Genomic DNA, 18,553 nt, shown 5'->3' with positions numbered 1-18,553 from the left:
TTGCCGGCAACTCTTTAGAGGTAGTGCGCCAGGGATTGCGGTTTTTCAGCCCTTTTCCCTTTGCAGGTGCCGCCATGCAGGCTTCCAACCCCCTTCGCTTACGCCGCCATGTTTAACTGGCTGCGCAGCTCCCTGCCCGCTCGCGCCGGGCTGGCGGTGATCCTGATCGCCATCCTCGCCCTCGCCAGTTCCTTGAGCGCCGGCCTGATCGCCTGGTTCAGCCAGGGCGACGCGGCCGCCATCAACACCGCCGGTTCGGTGCGTATGGAGACCTACCACCTGAGCTGGAAACTGGCGGCCGGCGCGCCTGCCGACGAGATCGACGCCATCACCCACAGCCTGCAAGGGCGCCTCGACAGCCAATCGCTCAAGGCGGTGCTTGAAGACGGCCCGCGCAGTGCCCTGCTGCAGAGCTACCAACAGATCCAGCAGCGCTGGGACACCGATCTGCGCCCGGCGCTGGCCCGTGGCGACGCGATGCTGTTCCAGGCCAGCGCACCGGGGTTCGTCGAGCAATTGAACCAATTCGTCAGCCTCCTGCAACAACACAGCGAACAGAAACAGGGCTGGCAGCAAAGCATCCAGGGCCTGGCTCTGTTCAGTACGCTGATCATCCTGCTGATCGGCCTGTATGAATTGCAGTACGGCGTGGTCAACCCCCTGGAAGAGCTGGTGCACGCGACCCGGCGCTTTCGTGATGGCGACTTCAAGACCCGGGTCAATCACCGCTCCGAAGACGAGTTGGGGCAACTCGCCCTGAGCTTCAACACCATGGCCGAAACCATTGAACACTCCCACCGCACCCTCGAGAGCCAGGTGCGGCAGAAAACCCTCAACCTGCAACAAGCCAACGCTGCCCTGGAGCTGCTTTACCAGAGCAGCCGCAGCCTGGCCACGCGCCTGGCGAACGCCGAGGGCCTGGATGAACTGATCCGGCGCTTCCAGAAACGCCTGCCGGGGCTGCGCCTGTCGCTGTGCCTGCAAGGGCACTTCCTGGCGCCGGCCCAGCAGATGCTCTCCCTGAATGGAGGGGATAGCCGCAACGTCTGCGCCATCGGTGATTGCGCAACGTGCCAAAAACAGAAAGTGGCGCTCCCCCAGGTATTCAGCATCAGCAACCAGGGCTCGGAACTGGGCGAACTCAAGGCGCACTTCCTCGACGGCCATGCGCCCCAGGACTGGGAGAAACAGTTGATCCAGGCCCTGGCCAACCTGATCGGCACCTCGCTGTCGCTCAAGCGCCAGCGCGAACAGGACCACCGCCTGCTGCTGCTCGACGAACGCACCATCATCGCCCGGGAACTGCACGATTCCCTGGCCCAGGCGCTGTCCTACATGAAGCTGCAGGTCAGCCGCATGCAAACCCTGATCCGCCGTGGCGAACCGGTGGAAACCCTGGCCACCGTCACCGCCGAACTGCGCGACGGCCTGAACAACGCCTACCGCCAACTGCGCGAATTGCTCACCACCTTCCGCCTGCAAATCCACGATGCCGGGCTGGTGCAGGAGCTGCAGGACACCGCCGAGGAGTTCTCGCGGCGTGGCGAGTTCCAGGTGCACCTGCATGTGGACGCCCTGGCCTTCCAACTGTCGGCCAGCGAACAGATCCACTTGTTGCAGGTCACCCGCGAGGCCCTGTCCAATTGCCTGCGCCATGCCCATGCGCAAAACGCCTGGCTGCAACTGCGCCAGGAAGGCGAGACCGTGAGCCTGAGCATCGAGGACGACGGCCGGGGCTTCTGCGGTGAGGTCGACACCCGCGAACACCACGGCCTGACCATCATGGACGAGCGCGCCCGCAGCCTGCATGGCCACCTCGACATCAGCCCCCGCGAGCCCCAAGGCACCCGCGTGCAATTGCGTTTCCAACCGGAATTTCTCGGCCACTCCCTACAAGGCACCGCCTCATGAACACCCTCACCCGCCACCGTATCCTGCTGGTCGACGATCACCCGATGATGCGCCACGGCATGCGCCAGATGCTTGAACTGGAAGACGACCTGCAAGTGGTCGGCGAAGCCGGTAACGGCCAGGAAGCCCTGGACCAGATCGACGGGCTGCAACCGGACCTGGTCCTGCTGGACAACAACATGCCGCACATGAACGGCCTGGAAACCCTGCGCCGCCTGCGGGCCATGAACTATGCCGGCAAGGTGCTGCTGTTTACCGTGTCCGACGCCGAGGACGACATCCGCGATGCGCTGCGCCTGGATGCCAATGGCTATCTGCTCAAGGACATGGAGCCGGAGTTGTTGATCCAGTACATCCGCGATGCGTTGCATGGCGCGCTGGTCATCAGCCCCGGCCTGACCCGCGTCCTGGCCCAGGCCCTGCGCTCGCCACAGCCCCATGCGGCAGTGGAATTGACCGAGCGCGAGCGCCAGGTGCTGAGGACGATTGCCAGTGGGCACAGCAACAAGGTAATCGGGCACAAATTGGGGATTACCGAGGGCACGGTGAAGGTGCATGTGAAGAATCTGCTGCACAAGCTGGGATTGCGGTCGCGGGTCGAGGCGGCGGTCTGGGCGATGGAGCATTTGCGGCAGGCGGGGTGAGGCTGTTTGATGCTGAACGCGCGGCAGATAGGGCTGTTGTGGTGAGCGGGCTTGTCCCGCGCTGGGCTGCGCAGCAGCCCCAGTCCAGAAGAATGCGGTGTATCAGACACTCTGTAGACACTGGTTTTGGGGCTGCTACGCAGCCCAGCGCGGGACAAGCCCGCTCACCACAAAAAGCCCGCTCACCACAGGGAGATTTGTCAGGGGCTGAAAAGTTGTGTAGATACTCATGCTCATCGGGGGCAAGCCCCCTCCCACATTGTTTACACAAACCCCGCAAGAGGTACCCCCACAGAGGCATATCAACCCCGCCCCAAGCCTTCTACGCTAGCCCATTGCGGAGGCCCAACCATGCTCACCCATCCCCACATCGTCCTGACCCTGCGTCGCCATCACCTGTTCAGCCAGCTCCCGGAAAAAACCTTCCAGGACGTCTGCACCCTGGCCAATCTCAAGCGCCTGCCCGGCCATGCGCCGTTGATGCACCAGGGCGACGCGGCCGAGCGTTTTTTCCTGCTGGTCAGCGGCCAGATCAAGCTGCACCGGGTCACGGGCGAAGGCCAGGAACACCTGGTGGAAATCATCCAGCCCGGCCAGACCTTTGCCGAAGCGCTGCTGTTTACCCAGGCCAAGGCCTATCCGGTGAGCGCCACCGCGCTCAAGGACAGCGTGCTGGTCAGCATCGAAGGCCAGCACTACCGCCGGGCCCTGGAAGACCAGCCGAAAATCTGCCTGGCGATCCTGGCCAGCATGAGCATCCACCTGCATCAGCGCCTCAAGGACATCGACACCCTGACCCTGGCCAGCGCCAGCCGTCGGGTGATCAACTTCCTGTTCCAGGAGCGCGATGCACTGAGTGGCGAGGTGGTGCTGCAAGTGCCCAAGCGCCTGGTGGCGTCGAAGCTGGGGATCCAGCCGGAGACCTTTTCAAGGATCCTGCACCGGCTGGTGGAAGGCGGGTTGATCGAGGTGCAGCGGCGCACCATTCGAATCCTCTGCGAAGAACAGTTGATGGGCTATCAGGCCGGCTGATCAGTGCCCGCTGTGGACCGCTGACGCCCGCCCCGCCCGCTCCAGATTCCGCCACAACCAGGGCGGCAACACATCCGGGTCCAAACTGTCGATCAGATTCTTCAACCCCAGCCCCAATTCCGTATCCCCCTCGATCACCAACCGGCGGCGAAAGAACAGCGTATCCGGATCTTCCTGGCGGCTGGCCAGCAACAGAAACTCCCGCCAATTACCACTGATGCTGACCTGCGCCTCAGCCTTTTGCGCAATCCGCAACCCATCCCGCCCCAGGGTCAGGTACCAGCACAACCCCAGGTCAGGAATACGCAAACACAGCCAACGCCCGCGCAGCAGGTCAAACCCGCCGTCGCGCAGGGGTTCGGCCAGGCAGCGGTTGAGGGCTTGCTGCAAGACCAGGCGCTGTACGCCAAATGGCACGCGGCGGATCAATGGCAACAACCGGTCGGCCCCCTTGAGCAGCCATGGTTTACGACTCAGCACAGGCCCACCTCCTCAACCCGCAACATGCCCGCCTGGCCGTGCCAGTAGCCGTTGCAGCCTTCGACATACAGCGGCGGCGTAGCGCCCTGGCGTACCTGGTCGTAGGCACGTACCACCTCGACCATGCCCTCGGCCCGTGGGCTCAGGCGCAACAGGTCGGCGCCGCTGGACACCAGGCCGGGGTAATCGGCCAGCAGGTTGGTAACGTCGGCGGACATGGTCTGGATGCCGTTCAAGGTGAACAGCGCCTGCCCTTCCTGGCTGGTCAGGGGCATGCCGTCGGGGTAGTTGATGCAGCAGAACTGGCAATCGTCCTTGGGGCGGTTTTCCGCGCGGGCGGTGAAGCAACGCGCCGAGTACGCCAGGGGCAAATGGCCGTAGGCGAAGATCTCCACTTCGGGCAACGGCCGGCCCAATTCGCGCACCTGTTCCAGCACGTCGGCGATCAGGCCCTGGGAGCATTCCACCGGCGGCACCCAGCGCTGCATGCCGGCGTCAAGCAGTTGCACCAGGGCGTGACCGTTGTAGAGGTTGAGCGCCGGGCCGCCGACAAAGGGCAATTTTCGCTCGATCAGCATCTGCACCGCGCCCATGTCGTTGGCCTCCACCAGCCACTCGCCGTTGTCGCACAGGCGGCGCAGGCTCGACAGTTCGGAGGCGGCTTCGATCAAGGTCAAGCTCGACAACACGATCTGCGCCGAGCTGCAGGTTTGCAGCTCCCGGCCCAGCCCCAACCAACGGTCCAGGGAAAACGCGCGGCGCTTGGCGCACACGGTTTCGCCCAGGTAAATCACGTCCAGGGGCAAGCCGGCCATGTCCGAGTAGAAGCGCCCCAGGTGTTCCTTATCCCAATAAAACAGCACCGGTCCCAGGCTGAGTTTCATCTGTGTCTCCTCACTGCCATGCACGATGGTAGGCGCCGAGTGTGGTCTGGCTGCCTTCGGATAACCCGGCCAGCACCTGGCGCCATTGGTCCTTGACCACAAAGCTGGCCGGTGCGCTGCGGTGGGCGTCGAGCGCGGCGCGCCAGACCCGGGTGACTTGTTCCACATACGCCGGGCTGCGTTGGCGGCCTTCGATCTTGACCGCTTCGACGCCGATGGCGCTGAGCTCCGGCAGCAGGTCGAGGGTGTCGAGGCTGGTGGGTTCTTCGAGGGCATGGAAGCGTTTGCCGCCGACCAGGAAGCGGCCCTTGCAAAGGGTCGGGTAACCGGCGGGTTCGTCGGCGGTATAGCGGTCGATCAGTACTTCGCTCAGGCGCGCACTCAAGCCCTCGGCATCTTCGCTCCAGCGCACCGCCTTGGCCGGCGAGCACACGCCGCACAGGTTCGGCGACTCGCCGGTGATATAGGAAGACAGGTGGCAACGCCCCTCGGCCATGATGCACAGGCTGCCGAAACCGAACACTTCGATGGGCACCGGGCTGCTCGCAGCCACCTGCTTGACCTGGGCCAGGGACAACACACGGGGCAATACCGCGCGGCGAATGCCATAGCGTTCGGCATAGAACTTCAGCGCCGCCGCGTGGGTGGCCGAGCCCTGTACCGACAGGTGCAAGGCCATGTGCGGATGCTGGCGGCTGGCGTAGTCGAGCACACCGGGGTCGGCGGCGATCAGGGCGTCCACGCCGTGGTCCGCCGCGCGGTCGACGGCGCGTTGCCAGCGTGCCCAGATCTTCGGTTGCGGGTAGGTGTTGACCGCCACGTACAGCTTGCGCTGGTGCTGGCGAATAAAGGCGACGGCACCGTCGAACTGTTTGTCGTCCATGTTCAACCCGGCAAAGTGCCGGGCATTGGTGTCATCGCGAAAACCGACATACACCGCATCGGCGCCTTGGCGCACCGCGGCTTTAAGCGCAGGCAGGTTGCCTGCCGGGCAGACCAGTTGCATGGGGGCTCCTCAGAGAAATTCAGCGAAAGACACAAACGGCACCGGTTCATCCTTGAGCACCTGGTGCTCACGCTCGACGATCACCAGGCCATCGGCCCAACAGGCGGCGGTGAGCATCGCCGAGCTTTGCTGGGGGTGCAGCACGGCGCGCAATTGCCCGTCCTCGCCAGGGCTCAGGCGTGCACGCAGGTACTGGCGGCGCTTGTTGGGCGTGAGCCATTCGAATGCGGCCGGCACCTGGATCGGCACCGGCAGCACCCGCTCCACTCCTTGGGCGCGCAGCAGGAACGGACGCACCACCACCAGCGCGGTGATCAACGCCGCCGACGGGTTACCGGGCAGGCCCAGCCACGGCTTGCCCGCCACGTCGCCAAATGCCAGGGGTTTGCCGGGCTGGATCGCCAGGCGCCAGAAGTCCACGCGGCCGAGCGCCTCGATGGCCTGCTTGAGATGGTCCTCCTCACCCACCGACACCCCCGCCGAGGTCAGCAACAGGTCGCACTCGGACGAGGCCAGGGCCAGCGCATCACGGCTGGCGGCCAACTCGTCGGCCATCACGCCGTAGTCGTGCACGTCCACGCCCCAGCCACGCAACAAGGCAGCCAGGGCATAGCGGTTGCTGTTGTAGATCTGCCCCGGCACCAGCGCCTCGCCCGGGTCACGCAGCTCGTTGCCGCTGCTGAGCAGGCACACCCGCAACGGGCGATAGACTTTCAACCGAGGGATGCCGGCCGAGGCCAGCAAACCGATGTCCTGGGCGCGCAGGCGCTTGCCGACGGCGATCAGGGTCTGCCCACGCTGCAACTCTTCACCCTGCTTGCGCACATGCTCGCCGAGACGTACCGGCGGGCACCAGATGCGCTGGCCGTACAGGCGACAACGCTCCTGGGGCACCACCGTGTCGGCGCCGGGCGGTAGCGGCGCACCGGTAAAGATGCGCACGGCCTGCCCGGCCTGCACCCTCACCTTGCTGTGCTGCCCCGCCGCAATGCGCCCGGCGAGCATCAGGTAGCCGCCTTCGGCCGGCACGTCCTCGGCGCGCAGGGCGTAGCCGTCCATGGCGCTGTTGTCGAAACAGGGCAAATCCAGGGGCGAGAACAGCTCTTCGGCGACCACCCGCCCCAGCGCCTGCTCCAGGCCAATCACCTGGGTGCTCGGCGGCGGCGGCGCCTGAGCCAGCAGCGCGGCGATGGCCTCGTCCACCGGCATCAGGTGGCCGCTGTCACACACCGAGACACTCATGAACGCGACTCGCAGGCTTGCAGGATTTGCTCAGGCTGAGGCTTGAGGTGCGGCACGAAGTTGCACGGGCCGGTGCGGCTGTCCAACTGTTCCGCCAGGATCCTGTCCCAGCCGGTGCGGCATGCGCCCGGCGAGCCCGGCATGCAGCACACCAGCACGCCGTTGCTGATGCCGGCCAGGGCGCGGGACTGCAAGGTGGAAGTGCCGATTTCGGCCAAGGACACCTGGCGGAACAGCTCACCGAAGCCTTCGACATGTTTGTCCAGCAACGGCAGCACCGCCTGGGGCGTGTTGTCGCGGGCGGTGAAACCGGTACCGCCAGTCATCAGCACCACTTGCACCTCGGGGTCGGCGATCCACAGGGACACCTGCGCACGAATCTGGTAGATGTCGTCGATCACCAGGCCACGGTCGATAAGCACATGCCCGGCACTTTCGAGGCGGTCCACCAGGGTCTGGCCGGAGGTGTCGGTGTCGAGGGTACGGGTGTCGCTGATGGTCAGCACGGCGATGTTCAGGGACACGAAATTGCGTTGTTTCAAATGGGCCATGATCAAGGCTCCAGGCGTCAAGAAAGTTGCCGTCAGCCTGCGCCGCAACGGGCGCAGGGCCTATTCCTCCAAGGAGGTATCTCGTTCAGGGGGCCAGGCGCGTGCGCTGCCAAATGCCCCCGTGCAGGCGGTAGTCGAGACGGTCATGCAGGCGGTCGGGCCGGCCCTGCCAGAACTCGATGCGCTGCGGCTGCAGGCGGTAACCGCCCCAATGCTCGGGCCGTGGCGGTTGCTGCCCGGCGAAACGCTCGGTGACATCACGCAGGCGACTTTCCAACTCGCTGCGATGGCCAAGGGGCTGGCTTTGCGGCGACGCCCAGGCGCCCAACTGGCTGGCGGCCGGTCGCGCATCGAAATAATCGTCCGACAGCTGCGCATCCGCTCGAACCACCGGGCCTTCGATACGCACCTGACGCTCCAGCCCCGGCCAGAAAAACGTCATGGCCGCATGGGGATTGCTCGCCAACTCCTGGCCCTTGGCACTCTGGTAATGGCCGAAAAAGAAAAAACCCTCGGCACTGAAACCCTTGAGCAGCAGGATGCGACAGTGGGCATGCCCATCATGATCGACCGTAGCCAAGGCCATGCTATTGGCCTCGGCCGGCGGCACCTCGGTTTTACGCGCCTGATCCAGCCACTGGCCGAACAGCACCAAGGGATCGTCCTGCACCAAGTCATCACGCAGGCCATAAAGGGTGTAGTTGCGGCGCAATTGCGCAAGAGACAGGGGCATGGCGCAGTCCTCCAGAAAGTTCGCCACAGTGTGGGAACTACCACGAAGTTATCCCTTGACCGCGATCAACATTCGCCCGTGGCATGACGCCGCATGTGATTGCTTGAGGTGTGGGGGGCTACACAACGGATCGCGTTGCTGTTGCTGTTGCTGTTGCTCTGGCTGTTGCTCTGGCTCTGCTTTTGATCTTGATCTCAGGCGCCCCGTCAAACACGCTGGCCGAACGCAGGCTTGAATCCGTGGGTAACCCGGCAGGACGCCGGGTTAGCCGTCCTGGGCCAGGGATGGCCCATGACGGCGGCCCACGGATTCAAGCCGGAGTGAGGGCACACCGAGCCTAGGCGAGGTGCCGAGTGTTGGGGCGAGGACCTTTTGCTTACTTTTGGGTCCCTCCAAAAGTGAGCCGCTGTAAGAGCGGAACCATAGGTGGCCGTTACCGTAGCAACGGATATGTACTCGGCCTGATCCAACATCCTGGTCGGCTGTCAGGCCGCCATCGGGGGCAAGTCGAATCGTCGCACCGCCCCTCCCACATGTGATCTCTGTACATCAGGTAGATATCAGTCTGCTCTGGATCTCACTCCATTACCGCAGCAACACCCGCGCGACCACATCCGCCTGGAGAACGACCTGTTGTTTACCAGGGCGCTCAGTCCGCCTGCCTGATCAACGCAACATCAGCTTGGCCACGATCACGATCACAACCATATGCCCCAGGATGCTGCGACGAATCCACGTCGCACGCCGGGGGCTCAAGCGCTGGTGACTCAGCAGGTACGCCAGCCACAGGTAATGGCCGATGATGCTCAGGGCCAGCAGGATTTTCAGGCTCAGCAGCGCGGCGAAGTGGCTGGCCCAGGGCACCGCCAACAGCCCGCGATAGTGCCAGGCCAGGCCGATGCCGGCGCCGTACAGCAGCACCACCACGCCGTGCAGTACCTGGCGCGAACGCCGTGCAATGGCATGGTCGGAGGTGAACTGCGCCGACCAGGCCAGCTCCTCGCGGGCGCTGTGCCAGATCACCACTTCGAAAAACAGCGTGCCGATAAACGCAATCGCCGCCAGCAGATGCACGATCAACAAGGTGGAATAGAGCATGACGTCCTCCTAGCCCGGATGCCCATCGACCCGTGCCTGCCACAGCATCGGGCCATACCGCCACAGGTACAGGCCGAGCCCGAGGGTCCAGCACACCCCCGCCAGCCACAACGCGGCCATCGGCAACAGCAGGACCAGCACCACCCGGCACACACACGCCAGGTTCAGCAGCCCAAAGGCCAGGGTCATCCCTGCGGGCGGCTGCAACGGGCGGCCGGTGTGGCCCAGGCTGACGCGGGCGATCATGGCCAGGATCAGCCCGGCCATGGCGCCGATGGTCAATGCATGCACGGCCAGGCTGGGATTGAGCGGCGCGCCGCAGTGCCACAGCGCCATGCCCAGGCAGGCCACGGCCAGCCAGGCATACGCCAGGTGCAATGACCACAGCAACGGCACGCGCCACAGGCCACGATCATGCCAGCGGACCAGGCGCACCAGGTGCCCCAGCCCGAGGGCGGCGAACAGCAGGCCGATCCACAGGTTGGCGCCCAACGCGGGCCCTGCGGCATACAGCACGGCGATCAGCAGCGCGCCGCCAAGCAATATAAGGTCCAGCCACGCCCAGGGTTTGACCGCTTCGACCCGACCCAAACCGCGCTGGGTGAAAAACGGAATCACCCGTCCGCCGATCAGGCCCATCATCGCCGCCACCAGCCACAGGCCGGTGAGCACCGCCTGGCGCTGCAGGCCGGGGTCATTGCGCAGCAAGCCATACAGCGACAGCGCATCGGCCACGGTCAGCAGCGCCAGCACCAGCACAATCGGGTAATTACGCTTCTGTCTTACCTGCCAGAGGGTCCAGCCCATCACCGCGGCGACGGCCAAGGGAAAGGTCAGTTCCAGCACCGCCAGCAGCGGCCAGTGCAGGTTGAACAACCAGCCCAGGCGCGCCGCCAGCCACACGCCGGCAAGCAGCGCCAGGGCATTGCCGCTGATGCCTGGGCGGCCGGTCCAGGTCTGCACTGCCGTGAGCAGGAACCCGGCGATGATCGCCACGCCAAAGCCGAACAGCAGCTCATGGCGATGCCAGGCCAGCCAGCCGCCAGCGGGTTGCCAGGTGCCGAGGTGCCCGCCCAGGGCCAGCAGCCACAGGGGAATTGCCAGCGCCGCCAACACACAGGCGCCGAGAAAGAATGGCCGGAAGGCCAGGCGAAACAACGGGGTAATCGACATGGCCTTGCGCCGATCGAGCACTTGCATGACACGGTCTCCCTTCAGGACTGCGGCAATCTTGCGCCGATACCTGCGTATTGCCCTTGTCGTAGATCAAGTCGCTATCGGGGCCAAGGGATTACCCTCGCGCCTATATCCACACCGCACCCCGGAGCCATGATGAAAAACGCCTATGTCCCCCTCGCCTGGTTTGTGATCCTCGGCTCCATGCTGGCCGCCGCCAGCGGGCTCTCGCTGGTGCTGGTGTGAACGCCCCGCTGCTGTTCAAGGAACCGGGCATGGTGCTGCATCGCGTGCACCACCAGATCCTGCGCAGCCATCACCTGTTCGAACCGCTGAACGACGAAGAACTCGACGAGCTGATGGGCAACAGCCAGTTGCTGAGCATCGACAAAGGCGAGCCGCTGTTCCGCCAGGGCGAATCGGCCGAGGCGTTTTACTTTGTGATCGCCGGTGCGGTGAAGGTCTACCGTTTGACCCCCGACGGCCAGGAGAAGGTCTTCGAAGTGATCGGCGAGCGCCAGACCTTCGCCGAGGCCATGATGCTGATGGACACCCCCAACTACGTCGCCTGCGCCGAAGCGGTGTGCCCCACCCAGCTGTACCGTTTGTCCAACGCCACCTACATGCGCCTGCTGCACAGCAACAGCCGCCTGACCTTCGCCCTGCTCGGCACGTTGTGCGTGCGCCTGCACCAGCGGGTCAACGAGATCGAGACCCTGTCGCTGAAAAACGCCACCCACCGCGTGGTGCGCTACCTGCTGACCCAACTGATGCGCCTGCACAGCACCGACGCCACCTTCGAACTGCCCATGGCCAAGCAGTTGATTGCCGGGCATCTGTCGATCCAGCCGGAGACCTTTTCGCGGATTATCCGGCGCCTGATCGATGAAAAGATCATCACCCAGGACGGACGTCAGATCGCCATTCTGGACCGGCTGCGCCTGGAGCAATTCGAGTGAAAACCTGCCTGTATTGCCAGCAGCGCAATGCCGACAAGCACCAGCAGTGCACGGATTGCGGCATGGCCCTGCCCGCCTCGGACGCCGGCGTGCAGGCCCTTCGCTTGCGGCGTTTCCAGTGGTTCTGCCTGAGCCTGACGCTGTTTTGCATCGCGATGTTCTTCTGGTTGCCCCGCGACTTCTACTGACCTTCGGTCAGTTGCCGGTACAGCTGGGGCAACCGCAGCGGCAACTGCTCCGGCTGACGGATCAGGGTGTAGCCATGGGCACCGAACATGTAGGGCAAGTAATCCCCGGCCTGTCTGTCGATGGTGATGCAGAACGGAATCAGGCCCTGGCGCCGCGCCTCGGCCACCGCCTGGCGGGTGTCTTCGACCCCGTAGCGGCCCTCATACAGATCCAGGTCATTGGGTTTGCCATCGGTCAGTAGCAATAACAACTTGCGCCGCTGTTTGCACGCGCCCAGCAACTGGGTGGCCTGGCGAATCGCGGCGCCCATGCGCGTGTAGTACCCCGGTTTGAGGGCCTGGATACAGCCACGCGTGCGGTCGTCATAGACTTGCTCGAAGGTCTTGAGCTGGTGCAGGCGCACCTGATGGCGGCGCAGGGACGAGAAGCCATACAACGCAAACGCATCCCCCAGCCCGTCCAGGCTTTCGCCGAACAGCAACAGGCTGTCGCGGATCACGTCGATGACCTTTTGCTCGTCGTTCAAATGCGCGTCGGTGGACATCGACAGGTCCGCCAGCAGCAGGCATGCCAGGTCGCGTCGGGTGTGACGTTGCTCCTGGTACAAGCCGCGTTCGGTGCAGGCGCCGTGTTGGCGTTGCGCCTGGAAATCCACCCAGGCTTGCAGGTCCAGCTCCGCGCCCTGGGGTTGCCGGCGCAGCCATTGGCGGTCGGTGCGCAGCTGCTGGAATTGACGGCGCAGGCGCTGGGCCGGGCCGAGTAATCGGGCCGGTAACGGTTGCGGTGCATCGGCACGTGGCTGCATCAGCTGCAGATTGACGAAACCGGGTCGAAGGCATTGTTGGCGGTAGTCCCACTCGGGCAGCTTGATGCCCTCGCCGAGGGGGATGTCATCCACATCGGCGGGCGGCAGGTCGAGGTGCAGCTTCAAGCCGCCACTCTTGCGCACGCGCTGGCGCGACAGGCTCAACTGGTCGAGGTCTTCGGCGACGCGGACGGCGTCCGGGTCCTCACTGTCGTCGGCCCAGCGATCGAGGTCGACGTGCTCGGTCCAGCTGAACAGGTTTTCCAGGCGCACCACCAGCAGGCCGCCATCACGGCTGTGATCATCCACACGGCCGGCACGTTTGGGCGCGCCCTGCTGCTCCCCGGACGGGGTGGCGAGGTCGTCGCCGTCGTCTTCAAGATCGAGGGCCTGGGGCGTGTCCAGGTGCAACGGCGGGTACAGCCATAAGGGCAACGGCCAGGCAGCGCGTTCGCTGCGGGGCAGATGGCGCACGCTGCCGGGCTCGCGCAGGGCCTTGCGCAGGGCTTTTTCCAGGGCGGCTTCAGCGGGGCTCAGGCTGGCCGGGTCGGGGCGCAGCGTGATATGGGCGTCCACCAGGCGCTGGTAGCTGGGCAGCAGCGCCGGGTAGCGTTGCAGCAGCAGCCAGGTCCAGCGCTGGTTGTCCCGGGCCCAATGGGTCATGGGGCCTGCATGGGCGGCCAGCAGCGCCAGCCAGCGGTACAGCTCCCGGTTCAAGGCGACGGTGGGGTACACCGCCAGGCTCGACGGCAGGCGTAGACGGTTGCCATCGCAGGAGGCCAGGGGTGCATGCTTGCAGGTGCCGGCGATGCGCATCAACAGGTTGCGGCGCAGCAGCAGGTCGCGTTCGCTGGCGGCTTCGAGGGCGATCCCGCTGGCACCGCCCAGGGCGCGAAACAATACGGCGAGGCTGCGCTGGCGGTCGACCAGATCGACCCGCGCGTGCGGAAAATCGACACTGGCGCGGCGGGTGATAAAGCGGTGCCAGGCACTGCCGACCCATTCTTCCAATTCAAGGGTAAAGGCCATGGGATGGGCTCCAACTGTTTGATGTTTGACAGGCACACTGCAGTCAAAATGTGGGAGGGGCGGTGCGACGATTCGACTTGCCCCCGATTGCAGTGGGTCAGTACCAAATCCACCAACTGACACTCCCTCATCGGGGGCAAGCCCCCTCCCACATTTACCGAGTACACCAGGCACAACTCCGGTCGGCTCTAAGGCCGCCGCGCTTTGGCTCTTGATCTAAAATCGCCCCGTCAAACACGCTGGCCGAACGCAGGCTTTGGAGCGTGGGTAACCCGGCAGGACGCCGGGTTAGCCGCGCTGGGCCATGGATGGCCCATCGCGGCGGCCCACGCTCCAAAGCCTTCGTTCGGGCACACCGAGCCTAGGCGAGGTGCCGAGTGTTGGGGCGAAGCGTTTTTGGTTACTTTTGGCGCTCTTCCAAAAGTGACCCGCTGTAAGAGCGGAACCCTAAGCAGCCGTTACCGCAGCAACGGATATGTACTCCCCCCCAAAAAGCGGTCGGCCCACAGGCCGCCATCGGGGGCAAGTCGAATCGTCGCACCGCCCCTCCCACATTTGGACCGCGTTACCTTCAGTAGACGATCGGTACCGGTGCTCCAGCCATCCGGGCGCGTTGCCGGAAGCTGCACAGGTAGCAGGCCAGCCCGAGCAGGAACACCACCCCACTGACCAACCGCGCCCAGAACAGTCCCTGCAAATGCTCCACCGTGGCCATGAACGGCAAGGCCACCCCATCCACCTGCCAGCGTTGCAGCCAGACCTGCACGGCCCCGGCGGCGGTGAGGAACAGCGTGATCATCACCATCGACAGCACCATCATCCAGAAGCCCCGGATTTCGAGGGTCTGCGAACGCGCGTCCGGCGCTTCACCGATACCGCGCAGGCGGGGCATGGCGTAGCTGATCAGGGTCATCACGATCATGGCGTAGGCACCGAAGAACGCCAGGTGCCCGTGGGCGGCAGTGAGTTGGGTGCCGTGGGTGTAGAAGTTGACCGGTGCCAGGGTGTGCAGGAAACCCCACACGCCCGCGCCGAAGAACGCCGTGACCGTGGTGCCCTTGGCCCACAACGTGGCCGCGCGGTTAGGGTGCTGGCGCCGACGTTGCTTCACCATGGTGAAGGCGAACATCACCATCGCCAGGAACGGCAGCGGCTCCAGGGCCGAGAAGATCGAACCGACCCACAGCCACACCTCGGGCGCGCCGATCCAGAAGAAGTGGTGACCGGTGCCGATGATCCCGGTGATCAAGGCCATGGCGATGATCACGTACAGCCATTTCTCCACCACTTCACGGTCGACGCCGGTGACCTTGATCAGCACGAAGGCCAGCATCGAGCCCATGATCAGCTCCCACACGCCTTCGACCCACAGATGCACCACCCACCACCAGTAGAACTTGTCCCGCGCCAGGTTGCCGGGGTTGTAGAAGGAGAACAGGAAGAACACCGCGAGGCCGATCAGCCCGGTCATCATCACCATGCTGACGGTGGTCTTGCGGCCCTTGAGCAGGGTCATGCCGATGTTGTACAGAAAGCCCAGACACACCACCACGATGCCCATTTTGGTGATGGTCGGTTGTTCCAGGAACTCACGCCCCATGGTCGGCAGCAGCTCGTTGTGGGTCAACTTGGCCAGCGCCGCATACGGTACCAGCAGGTAGCCGAGGATGGTCAACACCCCGGCGGCGGCGAACACCCAGAACAGGACGATCGCCAGTTTCGGGCTGTGCAGCTCGCGTTCGGCCTCCTCGGGCACCAGGTAGTAGGCCGCGCCCATAAAGCCGAACAGCAGCCACACGATCAGCAGATTGGTATGGACCATCCGCGCCACGTTGAAGGGGATCAACGGGAACAGAAAGTCGCCGATCACGTATTGCAGGCCCATGATCAAACCGAACAGCACCTGACCGAGAAACAGGATCAGGGCGAACACAAAGTAGGGTTTGGCCACGGCCTGGGATTGGAATTTCAAGTATGGATTGGCACTGCGCATGGCTCAGCCCTCCTTGTTCGGTGGCCAGTTGTTGGTATTGATCTTCGAGCTCCATTTGAGGAACTCGGCCATATCGTCCACCTCCTGGTCGCTGAGATTGAATTGCGGCATGGCCCGTCGCCCCGGTACACCCAGGGGCTGCATTTTCATCCAGGCATGCAGGAACGGCTTGAACCCTTCTTCGCCGCCCCGGCGCTTGAACACATTGCCCAGCTCCGGCGCGAAATAAGCGCCCTCGCCCAGCAAGGTGTGGCAGCCGACGCAGTTGTTGCGCTCCCAGACGCCTTTGCCGCGCACGACAGATTCGGTAAGTTGGTCGACGTTGCTGCGGGCGGGAAAGGTTTGTTCGGTGTGGTAGGTCAGGGCCAGGAAAATCAGGAAGAAGAACACGCTTCCTCCGAAATAGATATTCCTGGCCATGCCCTTGGTGAAGGTCTCTGACATGGTCGCTTCCTCATGGCTTGGCCAGGGAATGATAGGGAGGTGGGGGGTGGAAACTGCTTGATGGCGATCAAGAATTGTTGATGGTTTTGGTGGGGTATTTTTTTGGGGTTGGGTTGGGTACATATCCGTTATTTAGGTAACGGCGGCCTATGGTTCCGCTCTTACAGCGGGTCACTTTGGAAAAGAGCCCCAAAGTAACCAAAGGGCTCTTGTCCCAACACTCGGTGCCTCGCCTAGGCTCGGCATGCCCTCACTCCGGCTTGAATCCGTGGGCCGCCGTCATGGGCCATCCTTGGCCCAGGACGGCTAACCCGGCGTCCTGCCGGGTTACCCACGGATTCAAGCCTGCGTTCGGCCAGCGTGTTTGACGGGGCGCCCAGGATCAAGATCAAAAGCCAGAGCAAAAGCAGAGCAAAAGCAGAGCAAAAGCAGAGCAAAAGCAGAGCAAAAGCAGAGCAAAAGCAGGCTGAGGCCTGCCTGCTGGATGGAGATCCAAATGTGGGAGGGGGCTTGCCCCCGATGAGGGAGTGTCAGTTGATGGATTTGGTACTGACCCACTGCAATCGGGGGCAAGTCGAATCGTCGCACCGCCCCTCCCACATTTTTAACCGAGTACACCAGACCCAACACCGGTCGGCTCTAAGGCCGCCGCGGCTTGGCTTTTGATCTGGAGTGAGGGCATACCGAGCCTCGTAAGCAGCCGCTACGCAAATAACGGATATGTACTCAGTAAAGCGACCACAACCACCCCCCACCCCAGCATCAAAAATCTCCACAACACTGGCCCACGCCGCAACGCCATAAACCCATCCACAATCACCCACCCCTTGACCACCGCCAGCAGCAACACCGCCCACCACAACCCGGACGCCCCCGTCAGCACAGTGCCAACGCTCAGCACCACCAACATCAGCCAACACAGGATCAGCGTCCGGGAACCCGTCATACACACCTCAGCGAATCACATAGACCAGCGGAAACAACACCACCCACACCAGATCCACCATGTGCCAATACAGCACCCCCGACTCCAGCCCGCCGACCGACAGCCCGCCGCGCCAGCAGCCCAGCGCCAGCCACCCGAGAATCACCATCCCCAGCAGCACATGCAGGAAATGAAACCCCGTGAGTATCCAGTACAAGGTAAAAAACGTGCCGTGCTCCAGGCCCAGTCCGGCAGCGCCCAGGTGGGCGTACTCGCCAAGCTTGATCCCCACATACACCAGCGCCACCAACAACGCCGCGACGAACAAACCGGCGCCGCGTCGCCGGCACTGCAATCGCACCTGCTGCACCGCCAACGCGGCCAACAAGCCTGCGGTCAGCAGGCTCAAGGTCATCGCCAACCCGGTCGAGGTATCCAGCTGTGCGCGCCCGGCGGCAAACAGCTCGGGCTTGAGCGCCTGGGTCACGGCAAACGTGAGGATCAGAATCGCGAACACCAACAGCTCGGCGAGGATAAAAAACCACATCGCCAGGTCGCCTGGCAGCCGGCGCGGTTCAGGCAAAGTGCACATCCACCACGTCCATCAGCGCGGCGACGGTCTGCGGGTCGTCGCTCAGCGGTTCGGCCAGGCACGCCAGGCAGGCTTCGCGTGGGCTCATGCCGGCGCCGATCAGGCGGGCGGTGAAGATCAGCAGCCGGGTGGAGGCCACCTCCTCCAGGTCATGCTGGTCAAGCCGACGCAGCGCCTGGCCCAGGCGCACGACCTGGGCGGCCAGCGCCACATCCACACCGGCCTCGCGGGCGACGATGCGTTCTTCGTCGGCCACCGGCGGGTAACCAAACCGCATCGCCACGAAGCGCTGGCGGGTGCTGGGTTTCATGCCCTTGAGCAGGTTCTGGTAGCCGGGGTTGTACGACACCACCAGCATGAACGACGACGGCGCCTTGAGCACTTCGCCGGTGCGTTCCAGGAACAGTTCGCGGCGTTCATCGGCAATCGGGTGCAGCACCACGGCGGTGTCCTGGCGCGCTTCCACCACTTCGTCGAGGTAGCAGATCCCGCCTTCGCGCACGGCGCGGGTCAGTGGGCCGTCCTGCCACCAGGTGCCGTCGGTGCCGATCAGGTGGCGGCCGAGCAGGTCGGCGGCGCTGAGGTCGTCGTGGCAGGCCACGGTGTACAGCGGCAGGTTCAGGCGGTGCGCCATGTGCTGCACGAAGCGCGTCTTGCCACAGCCCGTGGGGCCTTTGATCAGCACCGGCAGGTGGTGGCGCCAGGCGTGTTCGAACAGCTGCTGTTCGTTATCCAGCGGTTGGTAGAAGGGCTCGGTCATCACGCGTACTCGCAACGGGTTCAGCCCCCACGCTAAGGGCCCCTGCGACAACCTGGCAAGCACGTACAACGGCAAACTTGATCGCCGTCAAGCGAGCCTT

Annotated in this window: 19 protein-coding genes; 5 read left to right on the top strand and 14 right to left on the bottom strand. The window is 64.1% G+C overall.

Annotated elements, in window-relative coordinates:
* Positions 1–108: 108 nt before the first annotated feature.
* The 3 genes from C8K58_RS01455 (at position 109) to C8K58_RS01445 (ending at position 3,587) form a co-directional block, all read left to right on the top strand.
* Positions 109–1,911, top strand: a complete 1,803-nt coding sequence (locus C8K58_RS01455; protein WP_092357310.1) for a HAMP domain-containing protein — start codon at positions 109–111, stop codon at positions 1,909–1,911.
* On the top strand, positions 1,908–2,555 hold the full coding sequence (gene narL / locus C8K58_RS01450) for a two-component system response regulator NarL (RefSeq protein WP_027607179.1): 648 nt from the start codon (positions 1,908–1,910) through the stop codon (positions 2,553–2,555). The genes C8K58_RS01455 and narL overlap by 4 nt, the downstream gene beginning before the upstream one ends.
* A gap of 351 nt (positions 2,556–2,906) precedes the next feature.
* Positions 2,907–3,587: a Crp/Fnr family transcriptional regulator gene (locus C8K58_RS01445; protein ID WP_098479240.1), complete on the top strand. Its 681-nt coding sequence runs from the start codon at positions 2,907–2,909 to the stop codon at positions 3,585–3,587.
* Here the strand turns inward: C8K58_RS01445 and C8K58_RS01440 are convergent, their stop codons facing one another.
* The 8 genes from C8K58_RS01440 to C8K58_RS01400 form a co-directional block, all read right to left on the bottom strand.
* Complete coding sequence (locus tag C8K58_RS01440; protein WP_027607181.1) at positions 3,588–4,067, bottom strand: SCP2 domain-containing protein; 480 nt, start codon at positions 4,065–4,067, stop codon at positions 3,588–3,590.
* Positions 4,061–4,951 (bottom strand): U32 family peptidase, encoded by an 891-nt coding sequence (locus tag C8K58_RS01435; protein WP_092357316.1) that lies wholly within the window; start codon positions 4,949–4,951, stop codon positions 4,061–4,063. Before C8K58_RS01435 ends, C8K58_RS01440 begins: the two co-directional genes overlap by 7 nt.
* Positions 4,952–4,961: 10 nt before the next feature.
* Positions 4,962–5,957, bottom strand: coding sequence for a peptidase U32 family protein (locus C8K58_RS01430; RefSeq protein ID WP_065948136.1), 996 nt, complete (start codon positions 5,955–5,957; stop codon positions 4,962–4,964).
* Between the two features lie 9 nt (positions 5,958–5,966).
* Positions 5,967–7,199, bottom strand: coding sequence for a gephyrin-like molybdotransferase Glp (gene glp / locus C8K58_RS01425; protein ID WP_108572789.1), 1,233 nt, complete (start codon positions 7,197–7,199; stop codon positions 5,967–5,969).
* Positions 7,196–7,750, bottom strand: coding sequence for a molybdenum cofactor biosynthesis protein B (gene moaB / locus C8K58_RS01420; protein ID WP_108572787.1), 555 nt, complete (start codon positions 7,748–7,750; stop codon positions 7,196–7,198). Before moaB ends, glp begins: the two co-directional genes overlap by 4 nt.
* Before the next feature lie 85 nt (positions 7,751–7,835).
* Positions 7,836–8,483 (bottom strand): pyridoxamine 5'-phosphate oxidase, encoded by a 648-nt coding sequence (gene pdxH, locus C8K58_RS01415; RefSeq protein ID WP_092357320.1) that lies wholly within the window; start codon positions 8,481–8,483, stop codon positions 7,836–7,838.
* 666 nt (positions 8,484–9,149) lie between these two features.
* Positions 9,150–9,581: a membrane protein gene (locus C8K58_RS01405; RefSeq protein ID WP_027607187.1), complete on the bottom strand. Its 432-nt coding sequence runs from the start codon at positions 9,579–9,581 to the stop codon at positions 9,150–9,152.
* A gap of 9 nt (positions 9,582–9,590) precedes the next feature.
* On the bottom strand, positions 9,591–10,781 hold the full coding sequence (locus C8K58_RS01400) for an NnrS family protein (RefSeq protein WP_108572785.1): 1,191 nt from the start codon (positions 10,779–10,781) through the stop codon (positions 9,591–9,593).
* 251 nt (positions 10,782–11,032) lie between these two features.
* Here C8K58_RS01400 and C8K58_RS01395 point away from each other — a divergent pair, with 251 nt between their 5' ends.
* Complete coding sequence (locus C8K58_RS01395; RefSeq protein WP_027607189.1) at positions 11,033–11,716, top strand: Crp/Fnr family transcriptional regulator; 684 nt, start codon at positions 11,033–11,035, stop codon at positions 11,714–11,716.
* Complete coding sequence (locus C8K58_RS01390; RefSeq protein ID WP_027607190.1) at positions 11,713–11,904, top strand: hypothetical protein; 192 nt, start codon at positions 11,713–11,715, stop codon at positions 11,902–11,904. Before C8K58_RS01395 ends, C8K58_RS01390 begins: the two co-directional genes overlap by 4 nt.
* Here C8K58_RS01390 and C8K58_RS01385 read toward each other — a convergent pair.
* From C8K58_RS01385 to C8K58_RS01345, 6 genes are all read right to left on the bottom strand, one after another.
* On the bottom strand, positions 11,898–13,739 hold the full coding sequence (locus C8K58_RS01385) for a nitric oxide reductase activation protein NorD (protein ID WP_027607191.1): 1,842 nt from the start codon (positions 13,737–13,739) through the stop codon (positions 11,898–11,900). The genes C8K58_RS01390 and C8K58_RS01385 overlap by 7 nt on opposite strands.
* Before the next feature lie 571 nt (positions 13,740–14,310).
* The gene (locus tag C8K58_RS01375) at positions 14,311–15,732 is read right to left on the bottom strand and encodes a cbb3-type cytochrome c oxidase subunit I (RefSeq protein ID WP_027607192.1); all 1,422 of its coding nucleotides are present in this window, start codon (positions 15,730–15,732) and stop codon (positions 14,311–14,313) included.
* Positions 15,733–15,735: 3 nt separating this feature from the next.
* Positions 15,736–16,176: a cytochrome c gene (locus C8K58_RS01370; protein WP_027607193.1), complete on the bottom strand. Its 441-nt coding sequence runs from the start codon at positions 16,174–16,176 to the stop codon at positions 15,736–15,738.
* A 703-nt stretch (positions 16,177–16,879) separates the two neighbouring features.
* Complete coding sequence (locus C8K58_RS01355) at positions 16,880–17,086, bottom strand: cytochrome C oxidase subunit IV family protein (protein ID WP_315899049.1); 207 nt, start codon at positions 17,084–17,086, stop codon at positions 16,880–16,882.
* Between the two features lie 43 nt (positions 17,087–17,129).
* Entirely contained in the window at positions 17,130–17,693 is a 564-nt protein-coding gene (locus tag C8K58_RS01350; RefSeq protein WP_027607195.1) for a cytochrome c oxidase subunit 3, read from the bottom strand.
* Positions 17,677–18,453 (bottom strand): CbbQ/NirQ/NorQ/GpvN family protein, encoded by a 777-nt coding sequence (locus C8K58_RS01345; protein WP_027607196.1) that lies wholly within the window; start codon positions 18,451–18,453, stop codon positions 17,677–17,679. Before C8K58_RS01345 ends, C8K58_RS01350 begins: the two co-directional genes overlap by 17 nt.
* Positions 18,454–18,553: the final 100 nt, after the last annotated feature.

It is taken from the genome of Pseudomonas sp. GV047, from assembly GCF_003058245.1.
GTDB classification, from domain to species: domain Bacteria; phylum Pseudomonadota; class Gammaproteobacteria; order Pseudomonadales; family Pseudomonadaceae; genus Aquipseudomonas; species Aquipseudomonas marginalis.
The sequence above is the reverse complement of the archived record's forward strand: the minus strand, read 5'-3'. Positions and strand labels throughout refer to the sequence as shown.